General features: G+C 35.7%; 22 protein-coding genes and 1 pseudogene. 13 read left to right on the top strand and 10 right to left on the bottom strand.

The genetic code is table 11. The features are described 5' to 3' along the window. The first annotated feature begins 53 nt into the window (after nt 1–53). Nucleotides 54–977, top strand: coding sequence for a HEAT repeat domain-containing protein (locus tag BAU27_RS13955; RefSeq protein ID WP_071771161.1), 924 nt, complete (start codon nt 54–56; stop codon nt 975–977). A gap of 52 nt (nt 978–1,029) precedes the next feature. Here BAU27_RS13955 and entC read toward each other — a convergent pair. The 4 genes and pseudogenes from entC to BAU27_RS13935 form a co-directional block, all read right to left on the bottom strand. Then, nucleotides 1,030–2,440: pseudogene (gene entC, locus BAU27_RS13950) on the bottom strand (cell wall-binding protein EntC). A gap of 541 nt (nt 2,441–2,981) precedes the next feature. Further along, complete coding sequence (locus tag BAU27_RS13945; RefSeq protein WP_412676972.1) at nt 2,982–4,133, bottom strand: ABC transporter permease; 1,152 nt, start codon at nt 4,131–4,133, stop codon at nt 2,982–2,984. A 26-nt stretch (nt 4,134–4,159) separates the two neighbouring features. Then, entirely contained in the window at nt 4,160–4,834 is a 675-nt protein-coding gene (locus BAU27_RS13940; protein WP_016094728.1) for an ABC transporter ATP-binding protein, read from the bottom strand. Further along, a complete protein-coding gene (locus BAU27_RS13935) occupies nt 4,831–5,934 on the bottom strand; it encodes an efflux RND transporter periplasmic adaptor subunit (RefSeq protein ID WP_071771159.1) in 1,104 nt (367 codons plus the stop codon). Before BAU27_RS13935 ends, BAU27_RS13940 begins: the two co-directional genes overlap by 4 nt. Nucleotides 5,935–6,145: 211 nt before the next feature. Here BAU27_RS13935 and BAU27_RS13930 point away from each other — a divergent pair, with 211 nt between their 5' ends. From BAU27_RS13930 to BAU27_RS13920, 3 genes are all read left to right on the top strand, one after another. Then, the gene (locus tag BAU27_RS13930; RefSeq protein ID WP_071771158.1) at nt 6,146–6,880 is read left to right on the top strand and encodes a YwaF family protein; all 735 of its coding nucleotides are present in this window, start codon (nt 6,146–6,148) and stop codon (nt 6,878–6,880) included. Between the two features lie 90 nt (nt 6,881–6,970). Next, complete coding sequence (locus BAU27_RS13925; protein WP_071771157.1) at nt 6,971–7,837, top strand: ABC transporter permease subunit; 867 nt, start codon at nt 6,971–6,973, stop codon at nt 7,835–7,837. Between the two features lies 1 nt (nt 7,838). Continuing rightward, the gene (locus BAU27_RS13920) at nt 7,839–8,849 is read left to right on the top strand and encodes an ABC transporter permease (protein WP_071771156.1); all 1,011 of its coding nucleotides are present in this window, start codon (nt 7,839–7,841) and stop codon (nt 8,847–8,849) included. Between the two features lie 43 nt (nt 8,850–8,892). On the opposite strand, the gene brnQ2 is transcribed toward BAU27_RS13920, so the two are convergent. The 4 genes from brnQ2 to BAU27_RS13900 all read right to left on the bottom strand — a co-directional run bounded on the left by brnQ2 (nt 8,893) and on the right by BAU27_RS13900 (nt 11,545). Next, nucleotides 8,893–10,209 carry a branched-chain amino acid transport system II carrier protein BrnQ2 gene (gene brnQ2 / locus BAU27_RS13915; RefSeq protein ID WP_071771155.1) on the bottom strand — a complete coding sequence of 439 codons (1,317 nt, stop codon included), beginning with the start codon at nt 10,207–10,209 and terminating at the stop codon, nt 8,893–8,895. A 217-nt stretch (nt 10,210–10,426) separates the two neighbouring features. Beyond that, on the bottom strand, nt 10,427–10,996 hold the full coding sequence (gene cotJC, locus BAU27_RS13910; protein ID WP_000265283.1) for a spore coat protein CotJC: 570 nt from the start codon (nt 10,994–10,996) through the stop codon (nt 10,427–10,429). Nucleotides 10,997–11,057: 61 nt separating this feature from the next. Further along, entirely contained in the window at nt 11,058–11,321 is a 264-nt protein-coding gene (locus BAU27_RS13905) for a spore coat protein CotJB (RefSeq protein WP_000194953.1), read from the bottom strand. Between the two features lie 8 nt (nt 11,322–11,329). Continuing rightward, nucleotides 11,330–11,545: a spore coat associated protein CotJA gene (locus BAU27_RS13900; RefSeq protein ID WP_000357170.1), complete on the bottom strand. Its 216-nt coding sequence runs from the start codon at nt 11,543–11,545 to the stop codon at nt 11,330–11,332. Nucleotides 11,546–11,653: 108 nt separating this feature from the next. Here BAU27_RS13900 and BAU27_RS13895 point away from each other — a divergent pair, with 108 nt between their 5' ends. The 5 genes from BAU27_RS13895 to BAU27_RS13875 all read left to right on the top strand — a co-directional run bounded on the left by BAU27_RS13895 (nt 11,654) and on the right by BAU27_RS13875 (nt 14,037). Next, nucleotides 11,654–12,064 carry a VOC family protein gene (locus tag BAU27_RS13895; RefSeq protein ID WP_071771154.1) on the top strand — a complete coding sequence of 137 codons (411 nt, stop codon included), beginning with the start codon at nt 11,654–11,656 and terminating at the stop codon, nt 12,062–12,064. 241 nt (nt 12,065–12,305) lie between these two features. Next, entirely contained in the window at nt 12,306–12,587 is a 282-nt protein-coding gene (locus BAU27_RS13890; RefSeq protein WP_000733844.1) for a YkvA family protein, read from the top strand. Between the two features lie 11 nt (nt 12,588–12,598). Then, on the top strand, nt 12,599–13,204 hold the full coding sequence (locus tag BAU27_RS13885) for a DedA family protein (RefSeq protein WP_071771153.1): 606 nt from the start codon (nt 12,599–12,601) through the stop codon (nt 13,202–13,204). Nucleotides 13,205–13,309: 105 nt separating this feature from the next. Continuing rightward, complete coding sequence (locus BAU27_RS13880; RefSeq protein WP_016093264.1) at nt 13,310–13,678, top strand: DUF3992 domain-containing protein; 369 nt, start codon at nt 13,310–13,312, stop codon at nt 13,676–13,678. Between the two features lie 20 nt (nt 13,679–13,698). Next, nucleotides 13,699–14,037, top strand: a complete 339-nt coding sequence (locus tag BAU27_RS13875; protein WP_016093263.1) for a DUF3992 domain-containing protein — start codon at nt 13,699–13,701, stop codon at nt 14,035–14,037. Nucleotides 14,038–14,100: 63 nt separating this feature from the next. On the opposite strand, the gene BAU27_RS13870 is transcribed toward BAU27_RS13875, so the two are convergent. Then, a complete protein-coding gene (locus BAU27_RS13870) occupies nt 14,101–14,520 on the bottom strand; it encodes an S-Ena type endospore appendage (RefSeq protein ID WP_002150368.1) in 420 nt (139 codons plus the stop codon). Between the two features lie 305 nt (nt 14,521–14,825). On the opposite strand from BAU27_RS13870, the gene BAU27_RS13865 reads away from it, so the two are divergent. Continuing rightward, a complete protein-coding gene (locus BAU27_RS13865; protein ID WP_071771152.1) occupies nt 14,826–17,288 on the top strand; it encodes a LamG-like jellyroll fold domain-containing protein in 2,463 nt (820 codons plus the stop codon). An 80-nt stretch (nt 17,289–17,368) separates the two neighbouring features. After that, nucleotides 17,369–17,572, top strand: coding sequence for a hypothetical protein (locus BAU27_RS13860; protein ID WP_000391506.1), 204 nt, complete (start codon nt 17,369–17,371; stop codon nt 17,570–17,572). Between the two features lie 124 nt (nt 17,573–17,696). Here BAU27_RS13860 and bcaP read toward each other — a convergent pair whose 3' ends face one another. Further along, on the bottom strand, nt 17,697–19,100 hold the full coding sequence (gene bcaP, locus BAU27_RS13855; RefSeq protein ID WP_071771151.1) for a branched-chain amino acid transporter BcaP: 1,404 nt from the start codon (nt 19,098–19,100) through the stop codon (nt 17,697–17,699). A 273-nt stretch (nt 19,101–19,373) separates the two neighbouring features. On the opposite strand from bcaP, the gene BAU27_RS13850 reads away from it, so the two are divergent. Further along, nucleotides 19,374–20,501 (top strand): cation:proton antiporter, encoded by a 1,128-nt coding sequence (locus BAU27_RS13850; protein WP_083596011.1) that lies wholly within the window; start codon nt 19,374–19,376, stop codon nt 20,499–20,501. Between the two features lie 125 nt (nt 20,502–20,626). Continuing rightward, nucleotides 20,627–20,944 (top strand): outer surface protein, encoded by a 318-nt coding sequence (locus tag BAU27_RS13845; protein WP_071771149.1) that lies wholly within the window; start codon nt 20,627–20,629, stop codon nt 20,942–20,944. The last annotated feature ends 28 nt before the right edge of the window (nt 20,945–20,972 follow it).

Below are 20,972 nucleotides of genomic sequence, written 5' to 3'. Positions count from 1 at the left end.
TATCGTATATAGAATGCAAAGAGATAGATTTAACTTGGACGGGAGAGAAGGAGATGGAAGAGTATATAGATGATTTATTAAGGCGGATGGGTGATGAGGAAGCAGGTATTCGACAATGTGCATATGAAGAGGCGAGATGGTTAAATGATTTATCGCTTTTTTCTTGTTTACAAGAGAAAGTAACGAAAGCAAGAAAAGCACATATAAAAACAAATCTATATTTTTTAATTACACAACTTGCAATAAATACTAAAGAGATGTATATTGCAGATTATTTGATAGATCGGTTAGAAAGTGAAGAAAGCAGGGTGGTGTTAGATAGTCTGCTCATAGATTTAAGTAAATTATCTGAAGCAAGCAATGCACATAAAATTATTCCTTACATATATCATAAAAATAGTGGAGTTCGTTATTCTGCTGTCATCGCTTTAAAGTTGTGTAAATCGTTGGAAGCAGAAGATGCTTTATTGAAGTTACTTACAGTGGAAGAGAAGCGAGATGATGTTGTAAATATATGTGCTACTTTATATGAGATTGGAACAAAGCGATCAATTCTACTTTTAACGAAACTTTTACACTGCGATAGTGCTTATATTCGTTCAGCGGCTATTGAGACTTTAGCGGAAATCGGAAAAACAGACTTACAAATAGTTTATATTGATGCTTTAGCTGATAGAAATGTCATGGTGAAATATGAGGCCATTCGAGCTATTTATACATATGGAGATGAAATGGCGATTAAGCCAATTTGTGAACGTGTGAATAAGGTTGCTTCTAGAAGACGTAAAAATGAAGTAGAGCCTACTGATGAATCAGAGATTGTCATCGCTCTTCGTTTCTTACATAAGTTTGCTAATCATGAAGAAGTTTTAAAGACATTTGATAAAGTGTACAAAAAACGTGGAAACTTGTTTATGTCGGAGAGGAAGTGGCTTAGAGACAATATTACTTACTTTCAAGAGAAAGAAAGAATATAAGAATCATAAAAAAGAGCCCGCCTCAACGATGAGACTGACTCTTTTTTTCTAACTAGTTTAATACTTTAACTGTAACTGTTTTACGTCCCCAGCTACTTGATGAACCTTTGTCTGGCATTAAAACGTCGATTTTATTTCCTTTAATAGCTCCACCAGTATCACCAGCAATAGCTACTCCGTAACCTTCAACCCATACTTTTGAACCTAATGGAATGACACTTGGATCAACTGCAATTAGTTTCATGTTTGGATTAGCTGTTAAGTTATGACCCATAGCTGATTTCACTTGGTCTCCTGCTTTGTAACCATTTTCAAGTGGATCTGCTGTGTAAGCTGTTGCTTCAACTCTTAACTCACGAGAAGAAGATGGTGTACTTGTTTCAGTTTCTTTTGCAACAGGTTGTTGTGTAGCTGGTTTTTGAGCTTTAGCCGCTTCACGAGCTTTAGTTGCTTCTTGGGCTTTAGCCGCTTCACGAGCTTCAGCTGCTTCTTGAGCCTTAGCTGTTTCACGAGCTTCAGCATCTGCTTGAGCTTTAGCCGCTTCACGAGCTTTAGCTGCTTCTTGAGCCTTAGCCGCTGCTTGAGCTTCAGCATCTGCTTGAGCTTTAGCTACTTCACGAGCTTTAGCCGCTTCTTGAGCTTTAGCATCTGCTTGAGCTTCAGCTTCTGCCTGAGCTTTAGCTGCTTCTTGAGCCTTAGCTGCTTCACGAGCTTTAGCCGCTTCTTGAGCTTTAGCATCTGCTTGAGCTTCAGCTGCTTCGCGAGCTTTAGTTGCTTCTTGAGCTTTAGCCTTTGCTTGAGTTTCAGCTAATTCCCCGGCTTTAACTGCTTCACGAACTTTAGCTGTATCTTGAACGTTAGTTACTTTTTCAGCTTTAACTACTGGCTGAACTTTAACTGGTGCTTTCCCTGTTAAGTAAGGAACGTGTACATAAGCTGTTTGGCCGTTATATTCAAATTGAATCCAATCATTTTGTACTTGGTGTGTTGTTTCGATTACATCATCTTTTTTCAATTTACCAAGAATCGCTGAATCTGTATTTGCTCCAGCACGTACGTTTAATACGTTTGCTGTTACGTAGTAAGTATCTTTAGTGTAGTCAGCGCTTATGAAAGCTTCTTTACCACTATTTAATTTAACTTTTGACCATCCGTTTTCTGTATGTAAAACGTTAATTTTATATCCATCTAATAACTTTCCGACAACTTTTGATTCAGTAGTTGGGTTTTCTCGTACATTTAGTACATCAGTTGTTACAATCGTTTCTGCTTTAGCAGATGTTGTGAAAATCCCAAGACCAAAAACCGCTGCTGTTGCTATACCCATAAATTTTTTCATAATAGCCTCCATTGCATTTGTTTTTCGTTGACCTCATTATAGCAACCATTATTTTCTTATTTGCGGAAAACACAAAACTACAAAGCATTCGTAATGAGGCGTTAATATTCTGTAATAATTCCATTAATATCCTGATAACGGTTTCTTTGCGGTTTTCGGGGGATTATAACATATGATTCATAAAATCAACACTATTTTAATTACTTATAGATTAATAATATATCAATGATATTACCTAAATGTTTCAGTGGTATTACGAAAGGGAGGTGTTTAACTGTTTGAATCGAAATGTGGTTATGAAAATATAATGTTTTTGCGTGTGAAGTCATATATATAGGATGAATTTTAATAAAATAGAGATATAATTGTTACAAAATAAGTTGTAGTATGGAAAAAATTACGCCTTGAATTTGTGTTATTACATAGTATTTTTGCAATAATAGGATTGCAGGATAGTTGTAATGTGAAATGGAAGCTGCAAGGATAAGAAGGTAATCGCAACATGAAACATATATAATAGAAGAAACATGATTTAAAGGGACGATATTGTTATGAATTGGTTTGCTAATTGCTGTAGATTCATATTCTTAATAAAACGTTGATAAAATTGAATTTTTCTTCAATAAAATAAAAAACGTAGGAGTTTACACTCCTACGTTTTTTATTTATTCATATCGTAAACATTCAATTGGATCAAGTTTTGCAGCTTTGTTAGCTGGTAGTAGTCCGAATGCAATACCGATTAGCATTGAAATACCTACTGAAAGAAGTCCAAGTTCTTTTGAGATAACAAGTGGCCATCCAGCAAAGATTGAGACGATCCAAGCGAAGAAGATACCAAGCATGAATCCGATGAAACCACCGAGTCCCGTTAAAATACAAGATTCGATTAAGAATTGCGTTAATACTTTACCGCGTGTTGCACCAAGTGCTTTACGAATACCAATCTCACGTGTACGTTCTGTTACAGATACAAGCATGATGTTCATTACACCGATACCACCAACAAGTAATGAAATAGCAGCGATACCACCGAATACCATTTTCATCATACCGATTGATTCGTCTAGTTGCTTCGTAAAGTCCCCCATATCTTGCGCTTCAAACTTATGTTCAAATTTAGGAGCTTTCATTTCATTTAAAACGGAAACGGCTTGTTTTTCTACACTTTTACGTTCTGCTGGAGAAACTAGTGTTAGTTTTACAGTTTCATATTCAGTTACTCCAGAAATGACAGGAGCGTTTTCAATAGATGTATAACCTTCAGCCATAGCCATTCCGAAATCATTTTTTGTTTCATACACACCAACTATTTTATACGGTTTTCCTTTTATATCGGCATATAAATTTGATTCCCAACCATTAAATAATTTATTAAAAGCTTCTTCATTTAATATAACAGCAGGAATTGCTTGGTTTAATTCATTATCGTTTAATTCACGACCGTGAACTAATTTTAACTTCTCATCTGTCATAAAGCTACCGGTTCCACCTTTTAAGCTGAGAGAGGTAGTTTTTGATCCAGCTGAAGCGTTTATTTGCATGCTCACATCTGGATAAACATCTTTAACGCCTGGTACAGTTTGAAGACGTTTTAGCATATCAGCTGTAATTTTAGCACTATCTGTTCCAAAGTTGGGATTGCTGTAGTAAATCGTTACTTCATTATCTTTTCCTTGGCCTAACTCTTTTTTAAACTTTGCATTTGTACCATCACCCATTGAAATGATAGTAATAATGGCGCTAATACCAATAATAATACCTAGCATTGTTAATATAGAGCGCATTTTATGAGCAAAGATAGAGGAAAGGGCCATGCGTATATTTTCACTCGTGTTCAAAATTAACCTCTCCAATCTTGGACGATATTTCCATCACGAATTACAATTTGACGTGCTGCAGCTTCCCCGATTTCGCGGTCATGGGTAATCATAATGATTGTTGAGCCTTGTTTGTTTAATTCGTAAAAGAGGTCCATAATTTGTGTACTCGTTTTCGTATCAAGTGCACCCGTTGGTTCATCAGCTAAAATGAATTTGGGGTTATTTACAATTGCACGGGCAACGGCAACACGCTGCTTTTGACCACCGGATAATTCATTCGGTAAGTGAGTAGCTCGATCAGCTAAACCAACTTTTGTTAAAGCGGCTAATGAGCGCTCACGTCTTTCTTTTTTATCGACTCCAGCGTAAATAAGAGGTAGCTCTACATTTTGAAGTGCTGTAAGTCTTGGTAATAACATGAAGTTTTGAAATATGAACCCGATCTCTTTATTACGAACATGTGCAAGTTCTGTTTCAGACATGTTTGAAATATTTTGTCCCGCTAATTCATACGTACCTGTCGTTGGTTTATCTAAGCAACCGATAATGTTCATTAAAGTTGATTTACCAGAACCAGATGGTCCCATAATAGAAGTAAATTCTCCTTGGTTTAGAGTTACATCAATTCCGTGTAATATTTGAACGGACTCTGCACCATTTTGGAAGGATTTCGTGATGCCTTTTAAGTTAATCACTGGGCGACAACCTCCATACCATCTTTTAAGTCTTTTTCAGGTTTAGAGATAATTTGCTCTCCTTTTTTCACTCCAGAAACTTTTGCTTCGCTATCTGTCTCGAATTCAACAGTAATCGCTTGTTCTTTCGCTTTACCATCTTTTACAACAAAGACAACATTTTTGTCACCTTTTTTCACAATACTGCTCTTCGGAATAACTGTACCAGTTGCTTCGCCAGATTTACTTGTTACGTAAACGTGGAAGCCGTTTTGTAATTCTTCACTATTATCTAATGTGACAGTGAATTGGTAATTAGAAACTGTTTTGTTTTCGTCCATACTCTTTAATGGTGTAGAACCGATTTCTGTTACTTTTCCTGTCCAAGTCTTACCAGCTACAGTTTTTGATGAAACAGTTACTTCTTGCCCAACTCTCATACTAGCAAGCTCATACTCAGAAAGTTGACCTTTTACTTTAAATGGACCAGCGTGACGAAGTGTAATGCCGCTCATACCTGTTTTTTCATCGGCAGTTTTTACGATATCATCAATTACACCATCAGTAGGGCTCGTTACAGAAAGGGTGTTTACTTTCTCTTTTGCTGCTTTAATCATTTCATCAGATTTTTCAACTTCAAACTTTTTCATTTCAAGTTGTGATTCTAATTGCCCAACTTCGATTTCCGATGCTTTTAATGCTTCCTGAGGAAGACCAGCATTTTTATCTTTTTGTAATTTTTGTTTCGCTGCATCAATCTGTTTTTGATACAATGTTACTTCTTTTTGTGCGATTTTCTTTTGCATTTCTGCTTCCGTTACACCTTGTTTAGCAGTAGGGTCATTATATTTAAACAGAAGCTGACCTTTTTTTACTTCATCACCTTTTTTAACAGCTAATTCATACGTACCTTTTGTTGGATCGAATGAAATTGTTTCAATTCCACTTGGAATAACTTCGCCGCCAAATTTTTGTGCATTTTCAATTTGTTTTTCCGTAACTTTATAACCGCTATATGCCATTGCTACATCTGAACTACCACCAGCAAATGCAAAATATGATCCAGCTGCAATTCCGATTGCTACTACACTAGTAATTAACACTTTATTTTTCTTCTTCATCTATTTATCACCTTTTCGTTCGTTTTAGTATCTACATTAAGTATAAAAGAGGTGGAGAATCTGACAAATCGTTTTAGCTTACAATAACCTTACAGTTTTGTAAGGTATGAATATGTAGATGTGAGGTAGGGGTTGTCTTAGCCTAAGCAGATGAATTGACTCGTTGTTTCTTTCTTACAATAATATTATATGAAGGAGAGGAGGAGAGAAGATGGAAGCTTATTTTAGTGCGCAACCATTAAAGCCATTTATTCCATACTCAAGGCAACATGCCATTATATTATTTATTATGTTGGTAGGAATATTCTTTCTATATCAATATCAAGATTTATTACGTCAAAGTGAGTGGAATATAACGGTTCGATATGCGAGTGCATTTCTATTTATAGGGAGTGAAATCGGGCTTCATATATGGGAATGGAAAGCAGGTATTTTTAAGCTCGGTACGTCACTTCCATTTGAATTATGTACGATTAGTTTATTGTTAGCGTCGGTTATGATTGTAACGAAAAGCTATCGAATATATGAGGTTGTATTTTTCACAGGAATTATCGGTGCATCACAAGCTATTTTAACACCAAACTTACAATACGCTTTCCCGCATTTTCGCTTTATAGAATTCTTCATTGCACATGTATTACTCATTTGGGCACCGCTCTTTATGACGTGGGTAGAAGGATATAGACCGACCTTGCAATCTATTAAGCGTACGATGATATTTTTAAACATAATAATTCCAATCGTTTCATTTGTGAATTATAAAACAGGCGGTAATTATATGTTTTTAGCCCATAAGCCAGAAACTGCATCATTACTCGATATGTTAGGACCGTATCCTTACTATATTATTTCATTAGAAGGTGCAGCGCTTATAGGATGTTTCATTTTGTATATGCCGTTTGCGAAAAGAGAAGGGCATGCGCATAAAGAATCACTAGGATCATAACCTAGTGATTCTTTATTTTATAAATATTTACAATTCAGAAAATTAAGAATAAAATTAGGAGGTAAATTACATATAGAGAGAAGGGAAAACGTGGTCAAAAAAGTTTTTCTGAATGGGATGGAAGTGACGATTCAATTTATTATTTCGATTTTGGGTATTATTTGTTTAGGGGCACTGCCGAAGTTATTTTATGGATTTGAGCTGCGTGCATCAACGTACATAAAGAGTTTAAAGGGAATATTTGTGAATTTAATGGACATCTCCAATTTTAAATATGTGGGAGATAAATTTTTATTTCCACAGTTGTTTGTCCATTATAAAGAAACGATTGTTATATTTTTAGCTGCTTTTTTCATTTCATTATTTGTAGCATTTTGTATTGTTTATGTGATTATGAGTAGTTCACTGCGTATACAACATCGCATTAAATCATTTCTCATCTTCCTAGAATCCATTCCAGACATTCTTCTTATTTTAGGATCACAAATTTTAGTTATATGGTTTTTTAAACAAACAGGTTTTTTACCTTTTCAAATTGCGTCAATTGGAGGCGAGTCGATTAGAGGATTGCCAATATTTTGTTTGAGTATACCGACTACGATTCTGTTTGTAAAAATGTTAGTGCTTCGTTTTGAAAATGAGTTAGAAAAAGATTATGTCCTATTTGCTAAGGCGAAAGGGCTGAATCGCTTTCATATTTTAAATCGTCATGTATTACGAAATGTGTTGCTTAGTACACTTTTCTTTGCGAAAACGAATATCTTTTTTATGTTATCTAATTTATATATTATAGAATGGATTTTTAATACGGGTGGTATTTTTATGTTTTTGAAATCGTATGAGGGTATTAGGGTTGAGGTTTTCATCGTTAGTGTACTGCTTATTTATATTCCAATTTTTATTTTATTTAAATTGTTTCATTATCTCATTCCAGCTGCGATGAAGGAGAGGCTATAATATGTGGATGTATATAAAACGCGATAAAAGATTTTGGATAAGCATTGGGTTTCTTCTCATATTAGTTCTTTTGAGCATCGGAAATACGATATGGAATGATGGACAGATTAAAAAAGTTACATTGCAATATGATGCGGATGGAAATCCAGAAGTACCACCGTTTTCACCTTCATTACAATTTTTACTTGGGACAGACCGGAAAGGATATGACCTTTTACATTTAGTCATTGAAGGCGCGAAGTGGACGATTGGTATATCTATTTTAATTGCAGCACTTAGAATGGTAATAGGTGTGTTTTTCGGTGTTGTACTCGGAATGTATGTAAAAAGAGGGTTTTCTAAGATTGAGGCTTTTTTTGATAGTTTTACAGTTATTCCGACAGTTATGATTGCGTATTTCTTTCTTCAATCTGTGAATCTATTTGGAAGTGGAGAGGAAACAACAACTTTTTTTGAACGGGCTTCGTTTCAAGTTGTATTACTTGTAATGCTTGTGGTGCCAGTTATTGCACTGTATGTTGCGAAGGAAGTTCGTAAATTACAGACGGAAGAATTTATTGATGCTGCCCGCATATTAGGCGGATCAAGAAGACACATAGTTATAAAACATATTTTTCCGCATCTCTATATGACGTTTATACTCGTATTTCTTCAACAGTTTACTCAAACTCTTACAATTTTACTTCATTTAGGGCTACTTGAGGTGTTTTTTGGTGGGACGGTCCAGTTTGGTGGACCGATAGGGATAAAAGAAATAGATTCTTACACGCATGAATGGTCCGGTTTAATAGGAGTGTACTTTAGATCCTTAACAGTGCATCCATGGATTCCTCTTGTCCCAATTACATTTTTCGGACTTACCATTTTTTCAGGGAATATGATTGTGAAAAGTATAGAAGAAGCGATGATGAAAGTAAGGTTAGGTGGGGAGATAAAGAAGACAAATGTAGAAGAGGAACAATCTGCTGTGCAGTCAAAAGAAGAGTTGTTTACGTTTAAACATACGATGTGAAAATAAAGAAGAAGCAAGCATAATCAATGCTTGCTTCTTTTCTTTATTTTGTAGAAACTTCACCTTCAGTTTCTGTTTGCGGAATAAAGTATCCGACTATACCACTAATTATTGCTGGAACAATCCAGCCAATACCTAATTCATAAAAAGGAATTGCGTGTACGATATTAGCGATAAAACTTGGTATCATTCCCACATTATCAAGTGCATGAATACAGCTAATAAGGAATGCCGCAATCATCGCTCCGATATAGACAGAAGGTTTACGTTTCGTATATTTATCAATAAAGGATACGAAAATTAAAATGATTGTAATTGGATATAAAATAATTAATACGGGTAATGTAATTTTGATTAATAAACTTAATCCTAAGTTTGAAATAACGAAACTAAAAATACAAACGTATAGTACAAGCTTCTTGTATGAAACATTTGTTAATACTGTTGTGAAATAGTTAGCGAATGCACTTACAACACCGATTGCAGTCGTTAAACAGGCAAAGATAATTGCGATACTTAATAAAATATTACCGCTTGTCCCAAAGAATTGATACATAACAGTAGCTAATAGCTGACCGCCGTTTTCAAATTGTCCTAGGTTCCCATTTGAAGCACCGATATAACCGAGTAAGAAGTAAACAATTGTTAAGAAAAGGGCAGCAATGCTTCCGCAAATAATTGTATATTTCGCAATGGATTTTTTATCTTGTATACCATTTTGACGAATGGCATTTACAACAATTGTTGATAATACGAGAGCGCCGATTGCATCTAACGTTAAAAATCCTTCAAGAAATCCTTTGAAAAATGGAATTTCTTTATAGTCACCAACAGGTTCTGCAAATGATCCTGGTGAAAGAATCGCTTTTGTTGCCATAATTGCAATAATTACAAGTAAAATGGGTGTTAATATTTTACCGATATGATCTACTAATTTTGATGGATTTAATGATAAGAAGTAGACGACTGTAAAGAAAATCGCACTAAAGACTAACATAGAGTACCATTGATCTGGGAATAGTGGTGCAATCCCAATTTCGTAAGATACAGATCCAGTTCGTGGAATAACAAATAGTGGGCCGATTGAAAGATAAATAATGATAGCGAATACTGCTGCGAATTTTGGATGAACACGGCTCGCTAAAGTATTAAAGCTACCACCAGCAAGGGCAACAGCGACGATAGCTAGTAAAGATAAACCGACGTCTGTAATAATAAATCCTGTAATAGAAACCCACATATTCTCTCCGGAAGAAAGACCGAGAAGAGGCGGGAAAATCATATTACCAGCACCGAAGAAAACTGCGAATAGTAGTAAACTAATCGAAAGTATTTGCGCTGGTTTTAAAGTTGTACGCATATAAAGAAAAGCCTCCTAATGAGTGTTTTTGTCGAAAATTCAAACAATTTGTCGAGTAACTGTTATTATTTTAAAGGTCTGATGACTAGAAAGCAAGAGGGAATTTTATAAATATTAAAAAATAATGCATTAAATTGAATAAATATACTATTTATATGTTAATTAGGAAAGATTTAACTTTAAATATAAAAACACACATATCGTTACGATATGTGTGTTAAAAGAAAATCTTTTTATCACGTTCTTCTTTTAAAATTTCAACCGCTTCTCGGAAACGTTGTGAATGGACAATTTCTCGTTCACGTAAAAAGCGCAAGCTGTCGTTTATGTCGGGGTCGTCAGATAAATCAATTAGCCATTGATAAGTTGCTCGTGCTTTTTCTTCAGCTGCAATATCCTCATATAAATCTGCGATAGGGTCTCCTTTTGCCTGAATGTAAGTTGCAGTAAAAGGAACACCACCTGCATTATGATAAAACAAAGCGCTATCGTGATTAGCATACTGTGCGTCTAATCCGGCAGCTTTCATTTGTTCAGGTGTTGCATCTTTCGTTAATTTATAAATCATTGTAGCAATCATTTCTAAATGGGCGAACTCTTCTGTACCGATATCGGTTAGTAAGCCAACGACTTTGTCAGGAATAGTATAACGCTGATTTAAGTAACGGAGGGCGGCAGCTAGTTCACCATCCGCACCACCATATTGTTCAACTAATAATTTGGCGAGTGCTGGATTACAAGTACTCACTTTAACTGGATATTGTAATTTTTTTTCATAAATCCACATAGTTTCTCTCCTTTATCCCGCTATTTGCTGCCCGTAAACTCCACTTGATTAAAGTTCCATTTTATATTTGCCATGGCCACGGTCCTTGGCTCCATTGCCATGGAGCGTTAGAATAACTATTTCCGAACTGCTGAAGTGGCCCGTATTTTTCTTCAATTTTTTGTTGTAATACTCTTCGTTTATAGGAGAAATCGTTGAATTGATTTATAGCTGCAGTATCGTCGGGATGCGTATCTAAATAGAGGGTAAGTTCAACTAATACAAAGTCTAGTTCTTGTAGTTCTTCAATCCATTTGTAATATTCATCAGGCAATGTTTGTGTCACGTTTTTATTCACCGTCCTTTTTTGTGAGGATTTTCATAAAAATCATAAAAAGCAGGCCATAAAGTCCCTTTTCTTAAAGCTTCTTTTGGTGGGAATTGAGGTAAGTTAGGTGGTTGAAAGCCCATAAATAGGTGTGGGGGAGTTGAGTAATATTTCTTTCCAATTGGAGGACAAGGATCATTTGGACCGTGATAAGGTATGTAAGATTTCATGAATTTATCCATGTTACACGCCTCCTTTATAAATGAAATATTCATTACTACGTATTGTATTCGTACATAATTGCAAATTATGACTCATATAGAAAACTAAAAGGGGCAGGGGGAGTGCGGATGGAAAGTGCTACAACATGTATTGTCTTAGAATCCAAAAATTTAAAGGAAACATTATATTTTTATGAAGGAATTCTAGGGTTTAAACCGAGCAAGGAGAGGCCACAAATACGTGTAACAGGTGTGTGGTATGATATCGATTCAACGAGAATTTGTTTTGTTGTAAACAGGGGACTGGGAGAGCATAGAGAGACTGTTATATCATCAGTGAAGGAATTATTGTTAAAAACTACAAATATCGAGAGGTTAAAGAAAAAGTTAGCGTTTTATCAAATATCATTTGTAGAAAAGCGCCACGGTGAAGAAGTTAGAATAATAATTCATGATCCAGATGGTTATACACTCCAATTTATTTCAATAGAGAACATGGAAAAGAGCCTTTTACAATCTAATAATCTGAATGGTGAATGAAAAAAATATTGACAAGCCCCTCCAAATATTTTAATGTGATTGTATAAAATTGTGTATATAAAGGGGAGTAACTTATTACAGTAAAGTCGTCATTACAGGGAGAAACCCTCGGCTTTATTGGCAACGTTTTGTTGTTAGTGAGACCTTTACCAGCAATGGTAAAGGCCCCTTATTGTCTTTTTTAGGACCCTTACCATATTTGGTAGGGTCCTTTTTGTATACAAAGAGAGGAGAAATAAAAATGAAAAAACTTATTAGTAGATTAAGAGTTGTATTTCATGTCCGTCGTTTTGTTCCATTTCTATTTGACTTTTTTACTTCAAAAGAGGTTTCAATAAAGAAGAAAATCTTATCTATTGCTTTTTTAGTTGGTTATGTAGCGATGCCGCTCGATTTAATTCCAGACTTCTTACCGTTCATCGGTATTTTAGATGATATTGGAATTGTGTTATTCATTTTAAATCGAATTGTAAAAATGGCGCCAGTACAATTGCAAGAAAAGCATAACGTAAACGTAGGATAGGAGTTGAAAATATGGAGCAAATTATTTTAGATATAATCGAGTTTTTAAAGCAGTTTTCTTATTTTGGAGTTGTGTTAGCATTAACGTTTGAATTTATTCCAGCAGAGGTAGTTTTGCCCATGGTTGGGTATTGGGTATACGAGGGTGATATGAATTTTTGGCTAGCTGTATTAGCTGGAACACTGGGGGGAACGACAGGACCATTAACGCTATATGCACTCGGTTATTACGGTGGTCGTCCTCTATTAATAAAATACGGGAAATACTTCTTTATTAAAGAAGAACAAATTCAAAAAGCAGATGATTTCTTTGAGAAATATGGACCAGTTGTAGCATTTGTTGGACGCTTTGTGCCGGGAGTTCGAACGCTCATTTCTGTTCCATGTGGTATGGCGAAAATGAACATATGGAAATTTAGCATATATACATTTGTAGCAATGTTCCCGTTAACGACTTTGTATATTTATTTTGGAATGAAATTAGGTCCGCATTGGGCAAAAGCGGCGGATGTTGTTGGGCAATATATGCTACCGATATTAGCAAGCGTGCTTATTATTGTAGGTGGTATCTTAATCTATAAATATATGAAAAAGAGGGACAAAACGGAATCTATTTAAAGATGAAGGCGCATAATTTTTGGTGAATATAGATGAATAATACAGGCAAAGGACTCTTAAGGACATACACATATAAGGAGTAAGTAAGAGAGAGGGGAAATTTCTATGGCTTGTGAATGCTCAGGGGCAGCGTTAACTTGTTGCCCAGATAAAAATTTTGTACAAGATAAAGTGTGTAGTCCATGGTCAGGAACTGTAGTTGCTACTGCAATTACAAATGTGCTGTATAACAACAATATTAATCAAAATATGATTGGAACAGGGTTTGTTAGGTATGACGTCGGGCCAGGTCCAATCACGCTGACAGTTTTGGATGCAACAGGAGCTACACTTGATACACAAACATTAAATCCTGGAACGAGTATAGCTTTTACTTACCGTCGTTTCCAGACAATTGAAGTAACTTTACCTGCTGGAACAGCTGGAACATATCAAGGAGAGTTTTGTATAACAACACGTTATCCACTTTCATAATAGAAAAGGAGAGGACTAAGATGTGCAATTCTAACTTATCATGCTGTTCCAGTAAAACACTTGTTCAAGATCAGGTGTGTATAGATTGGGCTGCTACTGGTGCGGTCACTGAAACGGTATATACGAATAATATTACACAAGACTTGTACGCATCTGGATATGTAAAATATGATGTGGGTGTAAATCCAGTTACAGTAAACTTTCTAGTAGGAGCGACAGTAGTTAATACAATTACTGTACAACCACAAAGTAGTGGATCGTTTACAGTAAGGTATTTTACTACAATTCAGATTGTAACAACAGGGACGGCAACGAGCCAAGGGCAATTATGCCTTACAGTGCGTTATCCGATTTCATAAGAAAAAGCATACCGTAATGGTATGCTTTTTTGTATAGTTTGTAAGTTAGGGTGGTAAAGAATTTTATAAGCAAAATGAGAATTGGCAACAATATTTTCCCTCTATATATTGAGTTGGGTTATTTGGAATATTAATGATTGTCACAGATTGTAATGATTGACCTGTATATGACATTGTGTTGCCAGGATAGACAGTAAAAGTATTTGTCACCTGCCCAATAATTTGAACGGTAACCCCTCCAGTACTACTAGTGCTATTATACACAGAAATGGTACCTGATATTTTAAGTAAACCATCTCCTTCCCATAAAACTAATGTGGAATTTTCAGAAGGTGGAGGGATTTCTTTTGTTATAAAAAAATTACCAGCAAATTCATTCGTGACTAGTTCACAGCTTGGTGGTTTAGGTGGATTAGGTGGATCGTAGGGAGGGCAGATGATAGATAAAGGGGCATAGCAGCCGATATTTTTTTTACAAGCCATTAATAGTTCCTCCCTTCATAGCTACTATTTATTACTATTAAATGTTGTAAAGCGATAGGTTGTGTTAATAAAGGGGCGAAAAATTTCACGAAAGATATTTAATAGGCTTACAGCTCATAATAAGTTATGAGAGTCTGTAAGACAAAAGGTGGTTGTATAAGATAATACAAGTAATGTGGGATGTCACATAAAATTGACTGTATATTTACAAAAATTAAATAAATTTCATTCTTAGTTTAAACGAAGTTAATATGCGTTCGATACAATAACCATTGTAATTAATTCATTATATGAGGAGGATTCATGTGGAAAGAACAGCTTTACGAAAAGTAAAAGGCCTTATTGGATTATTGATGGTTTTTGTATTAGCTTTTGTATCATTGCCGTGGAATACACCAGTCAAAGCGGAAGAGAAAAAACAAGAAAAGGCACCAAGTGAGAAGAAAATTGTTTTCCCGGTGGTAAGTGATGTACATATTAAAGATAGTGGAACAGATGATACGTTCCGCTGGAAAAGAGCGATTGAACAATTTAATACGCTTGCACCAAAGCAAGACGCGTTTGTCATTGTAGGTGATTTTACTGATTCGGGTTCAGTAAAGCAATATGATCGTTTCATGCAAGTGTATAACGAAAATGCAAGTAAAGATGCGGTACGAATGAATTCTCTAGGTAATCATGATTATTGGAACGGCTTATCTGTAGAGGGAGCGCAGAAGCGTTTTTTAGAAAAGACAGGAATGGAATCAATTTATTATCATAATGTAGTAAAAGGGTATCATTTTATCGTAATGTCACCGGAGGATGGAACAACGCATGGATATTATTCGGACAAGCAAATTAATTGGTTAAAAGAAGAAATGGCAAAGGCACAAAAAGATGATCCAGAAAAACCGATTTTCGTATTTTTACATCAACATATTAAAGATACAGTGTACGGTAGCCAAGAATGGGGAACGAAAGATAGTGCGAAAATTAATGCGGTATTAAAAGAATACCCACAAGTAATTACGTTTTCAGGTCATTCACATTATCCGTTAGATGATCCAAGATCGATTCATCAAAAAGACTTTACATCAGTTGGCACATCTTCAGTAAGTTATATGGAGGTTGAAGGTGGTAAAGTACAAGGAAATATCCCGTCAGGAGCTAGCACGTTAAGCCAAGGGCTATTAGTAGAAGTGGATGATAAAGAAGTAACAATTAATCGCCGTGATTTCCATACGAATTCTTGGACAGGCGAGCCATGGAAAATTCAGTTGCCATCAAAGAAAGAAATATTTACGCATGTAGAAGATCGCGATAAAGAAAAGCCATCTTTCAAGAAAGATGCAAAGTTGACAGTATCAAATGTAACGGAAAACGCAGCAACTGTGACATTCCCACAAGCAGTGGATAACCTTCTTGTTCATTCTTATCGCGTACAAGCGAAGGATAAGCAAACAGGTGAAATTAAAAATAAGTTATTAGCGTTCTCTGAGTTTTATCGTGATCCAGTGCCGAAAGAGCTTACATTCACGCTTGCTGGATTAGATGGCGGGAAAACATATACACTTGAAGTAGTTGCAATTGATTCGTTTGGCAATGAAAGTGCGCAACCGTTAACTGCAGAAATCACAACGAAAAAAGATAATATTGATCCGAATGTGAAAGTACCAAAGGCAGACGTTTTTGATGTGAATTTTTTAGATGGTACATTTAAAGATAACTCACCGTTTGGAACGAAAGGTGATGTGAAAGGCAATGTATCTATTGAATATGATAAAGCTTTGAAAACAAATGCAATGAAATTAAATGGAAAAGCAAATACATTTGGGTACCTTCCATTCTCAGTAGCACAAAAAGAAAAAGTAGCAAATTCATTTACGTTGGAAACTGTATTTTCAATGAATGAAATTCGCGGACAAGGTATTTTGCAAAATACAGAGAGCGGTGGAATTGGTTTTGAGTCTACAGGAAGTGGATATGTAGAATTATGGGCTCATATTGGCGGAAGTTATAAACGTGTTGGCGTTCAATTAGAAGCGAACAAAACGTATTATTTAACAGGAACGTATAACGGAAGTGAAGTAGCAATTTATGTAGATGGTAAAAAAGTAAATAGCCAGCCAGCTCAAGGGAAAGTGTATCATCCGAACGTACCATTTGCCCTTGGTGCAGATCCAGATAGCAATGGCAATGGTGGTATTCCGTTAAATGGACAAATTGCGCTTGCGAAACTATATAGTAAAGCGTTAAGTTCTTCAGAAGTATTAGCAGCGTATAATGAGTTTTCTAACCGTACAAAGTTAGAAGAAGTAAACGCTTTATATGAAGAACTTGGAAAAGTAAAAGAAGTGTTAGCTGGTAAGTATGAGTTTGGTGACAAACCAGGTCAATATTCAAAAGAAGCATTTCAAGAATTAGAGAAGAGCTATAATAATGCAAAGCAAGCGTTTGAAAATGTAGGAAGTACTGGAGAGCAAATCGTTCAAACATATAACGAATTAAAAACAGCTAATGTAACATTTGTACAATCTAAAGTAGCAGAAGAACAACCGAAAACACCGAAAGAAAAATTACAGATCAATATTGAAACTGCAAAAACAGTAGTGAAAAAAGCGCAAGCTACAAATGTAACGGACGGTTCAGTGAAATCATTGAGTCAAAAAATCACTGTTGCAGAAGCTGTGTTAAAAGATAAAAATGTAAAAGATGAGTATGTAGAATCAATGAATCGTACGTTAGAGCATGCTATTTCATTGGTTGAAAAAAGTATCAACAAGTAAGGTATAAGAAAAAGAAGCTTATCATGATAGGCTTCTTTTTTGTTATACTAAAAGTAGTATAGAAAAAGGGAGCGAATAATTTGGAAGAGAAAAAGCTAAAAAGAATTCTTGAATATGTATGGATCGCCGTTGTGCTCCTTGTAGGATATTATTTATTAAAAGATAAAAGTATTTGGATTCTATTTTTAATGACTTTTTTATTGGCGGGTTTAGGTACGTTATTTATTAACTTTTTCTTTGATAGTGTAAACGCGTGGAGAAAGAAAAAGAAAGAGACGAAGTAAGTGGATAAGTATGCAAAGGCTGAAGCCTATGTGGGCAGCGGTATATTTTTCAATTTACAATCGTTAACGAAAAAACATAATAAAACATGAAAATAGCTCGCCGTTTTATCGGCGAGCTATTTTGTTATGCTTTTTTCTCTTCATCATTTGTTTTTTCATTAGCTAGATGACTATGTTTTCTAGAGTAGAAGAAATAGACACATAAACCGATTATAAGCCAGACTGCAAAGCTGATCCATGTCGTTTTAGACAAATTAATCATTAAATATAAACAACAAAGAATAGCGACAACTGGTAGTACAGGTACGAGTGGTGTGCGGAAGCCACGTTTTAAATCAGGATGGGTTTTTCGTAAAATAAGTACAGCAAAGCAAACGAATGTGAAGGCTGTTAACGTACCGATGTTTACTAAATTCGCTAGTAAATGTAGGTCTAAAAGTCCTGCTAATAAAGCTGCAAATACCCCAGTAATCCATGTGTTTAGTAAAGGGATTTTTACTTTTTTATTTACGCGTGATAACGCTTTTGGGAGTAAGCCGTCTCGGCTCATCGCATAAGAAACACGAACTTGTCCATACATAACGACTAAAAGAACGGTTGTCATTCCTGTCATCGCACCAACTGCAAGTAGCCCCGCAATTGTATCTTCACCAACGAAATGTAGTGCAAATGCAACTGGATCAGAAACGTCTAATTGCGTATAAGGAACCATGCCTGTTAAAACGAAAGATACGATCATGTATAAAACTGTACAAATAAGAAGGGAACCGATAATGCCAATTGGTAAATCACGCTGCGGTTTTTTCGTTTCTTCTGCCGCGGTTGCGATTGCATCAAAACCTAAAAAGGCGAAGAAGACAGTGGCAGCTCCAGTAATAATACCGTCGTACCCGAATGGAATGAACGGTGTCCAATTTTCAGGCTTTACATATTTTGCACCTGCTACGATAAAGGCGATAATAACTGCTAATTTTATAAGGACCATAATATTATTAATGCGTGCGCTTTCGCGTATACCAAAACTTAAAAGACCAGTAATGAGAAGTAAAATACAAACAGCGGGTAAATCAATGAGACCACCTTTTCCTGTACCAGGGGCCGAGGAAATAATGGTGGGAAGGTGTATATTGAATCCTTGAAGCAATGATTGTAAGTATCCAGACCAGCCAACAGCTACTGCTGCAACAGCGAGTAAATATTCGAGCATTAAACACCAACCAACGATAAAGGCGACAACTTCTCCGACAGTCATGTATGCATAAGTGTAAACACTGCCTGAGACTGGTATAGAAGAAGCGAATTCGGCATAACAAAAGGCTACACAAGCACAAGTAAATGCAGCAATAAGGAATGAAAGCATAATACCAGGGCCAGAATGTTTTGCCGCTACGATACCTGTTAATACAAAAATCCCTGTCCCAATTACGGCGCCGATTCCTAAAAATGTTAAATCGAGTGCCGTTAATGTTCGATCTAGCTGCCTTGGTGATTCAGTACTAAGCGCTTTTTTTCGTAATAATGACTTCATTTTGGACTCTCCTCCCGTTTTTCATCTCCATAACTGCGAATAGTGTGAATCCATTGGAAAAGAGTACGTAAGTGAATGAAGGTACAGTTATGGTATGTAGTTTTTTGAAATTTCTGGATTAATTTTAATGCAATTCAGAATATTTTGTCAAATAAAAATATGACAAATAAAATGCGAATGAATAGGGGAAACTACTTGCAGAAATAGACGAGGGTTAACGGAGTGATAAAACCATTCATTAAAGTTTCACTTTATAAAGTAGGAGAAGATGCTATGTTATTTTATTTTGAACTTGTCGTCATTTTACTTTGTACGAAATTAGCTGGTGATATTAGTGTGAGACTCGGCCAGCCTTCTGTACTTGGTAAATTAATTGTTGGTATTATTATCGGTCCTGCTGTACTCGGTATTATTAATAGTTCAGAACTTATCGATGAGCTGAGTGAAATTGGTGTTTTACTACTTATGTTTATGGCAGGGCTTGAAACAGATTTAGAAGAGTTAAATCGGAATTTAAAAGCGTCCTTTGCAGTAGCGGCTGGTGGAATTATTTTCCCTTTCATTGGTGGATATGTAACGGGACTGCTTTTTGGATTGATGCAATCCCATGCTATTTTTTTAGGATTATTACTTTGCGCAACATCGGTTAGTATTACGGTGCAAACGTTACGTGATTTAGGGAAGATGAATACGAGAGAAAGTACAACGATTTTAGGAGCGGCTGTATTTGATGATGTGATAGTCGTTATATTATTAGCGTTTGTAATGAGCTTTTTAGGAACGCAAGATGTGAATATAACACTTGTTATTGCAAAGAAAATTATTTTCTTTGTAAGTATTGTTTTTATCGCATGGAAAGTAGTTCCGTGGATTATGAAAATGCTCGTACCACTTCGCGTGTCGGAAGCGTTAATTAGTGCGGCTCTTATTATTTGTTTCTCTTTTTCATATTACAGTGAAATGATGGGAATCGCAGGTATTATTGGAGCATTTGCAGCAGGAATTGCGATTTCTCAAACCGAGTATAAACATGAAGTGGAACATAAAATTGAACCGATTGCGTATGCGATATTTGTACCAGTTTTCTTCGTAAGTATTGGGATGGAAATTACATTTCAAGGTATCGGAAGCCAACTTTGGTTCATTATCATTATGACGCTCATCGCAATTTTCACAAAGCTAATTGGATCGGGTTTAGGAGCAAGATTAACAGGATTCAATTTACAATCTTCTATTAGTATTGGTGCAGGAATGGTATCGCGCGGAGAAGTAGCGCTTATCATCGCAGCAAATGGACTTACGGCAAATTTATTAGCGAAAGAAAATTTCACAGCTATTGTTATTGTTGTTATATTAACGACGATTATTACACCACCACTTTTAAAGAAATATTTTGTATAGGAAGAAAGGGCTTATCTGATGTAGGTAAGCTCTTTTTTTTATTAGAAAAAGCAATAGTCATATAGCGTGAATAGGTTGTAATTATGGTAAAATCTACGTATATGATAAGGCGAGGAGAAAAATAGGTGAAGATTACGAGGGGAAAAGTTATAGGTGTAGTTACACTTCTTTTATTGTGCATGCCATTTATTGTAGGAAAAGAATCAAAGGTGAAAGATTTTCCGGTTTCTATGTTTTCTTCTCACGTGGAAGGTCGTTATCCACAAGAATATAAATACACTGCATTTTTACCAGACTTTGCAGTTTGGATAAAAGGATGGGAAAAGAAGTGGACAGAAGGGGAAAGAACCGTTTATCAAAAAGGGAATCGCACTGTAAATGTGTTCCATCCTCCTGGTGATGATGGCTATTATCTCTATGAAGAAGGAGAAAATGCGAAATAAAAAGCAACCGTAAGAAGTGGAGGTTAAA

The sequence above is a fragment of the Bacillus sp. NH11B genome (genome assembly GCF_001884205.1).
Taxonomy (GTDB): Bacteria; Bacillota; Bacilli; order Bacillales; family Bacillaceae_G; genus Bacillus_A; species Bacillus_A proteolyticus.
Note: the sequence above shows the minus strand (reverse complement) of the source record. Positions and strands in the feature narration are given on the sequence as shown.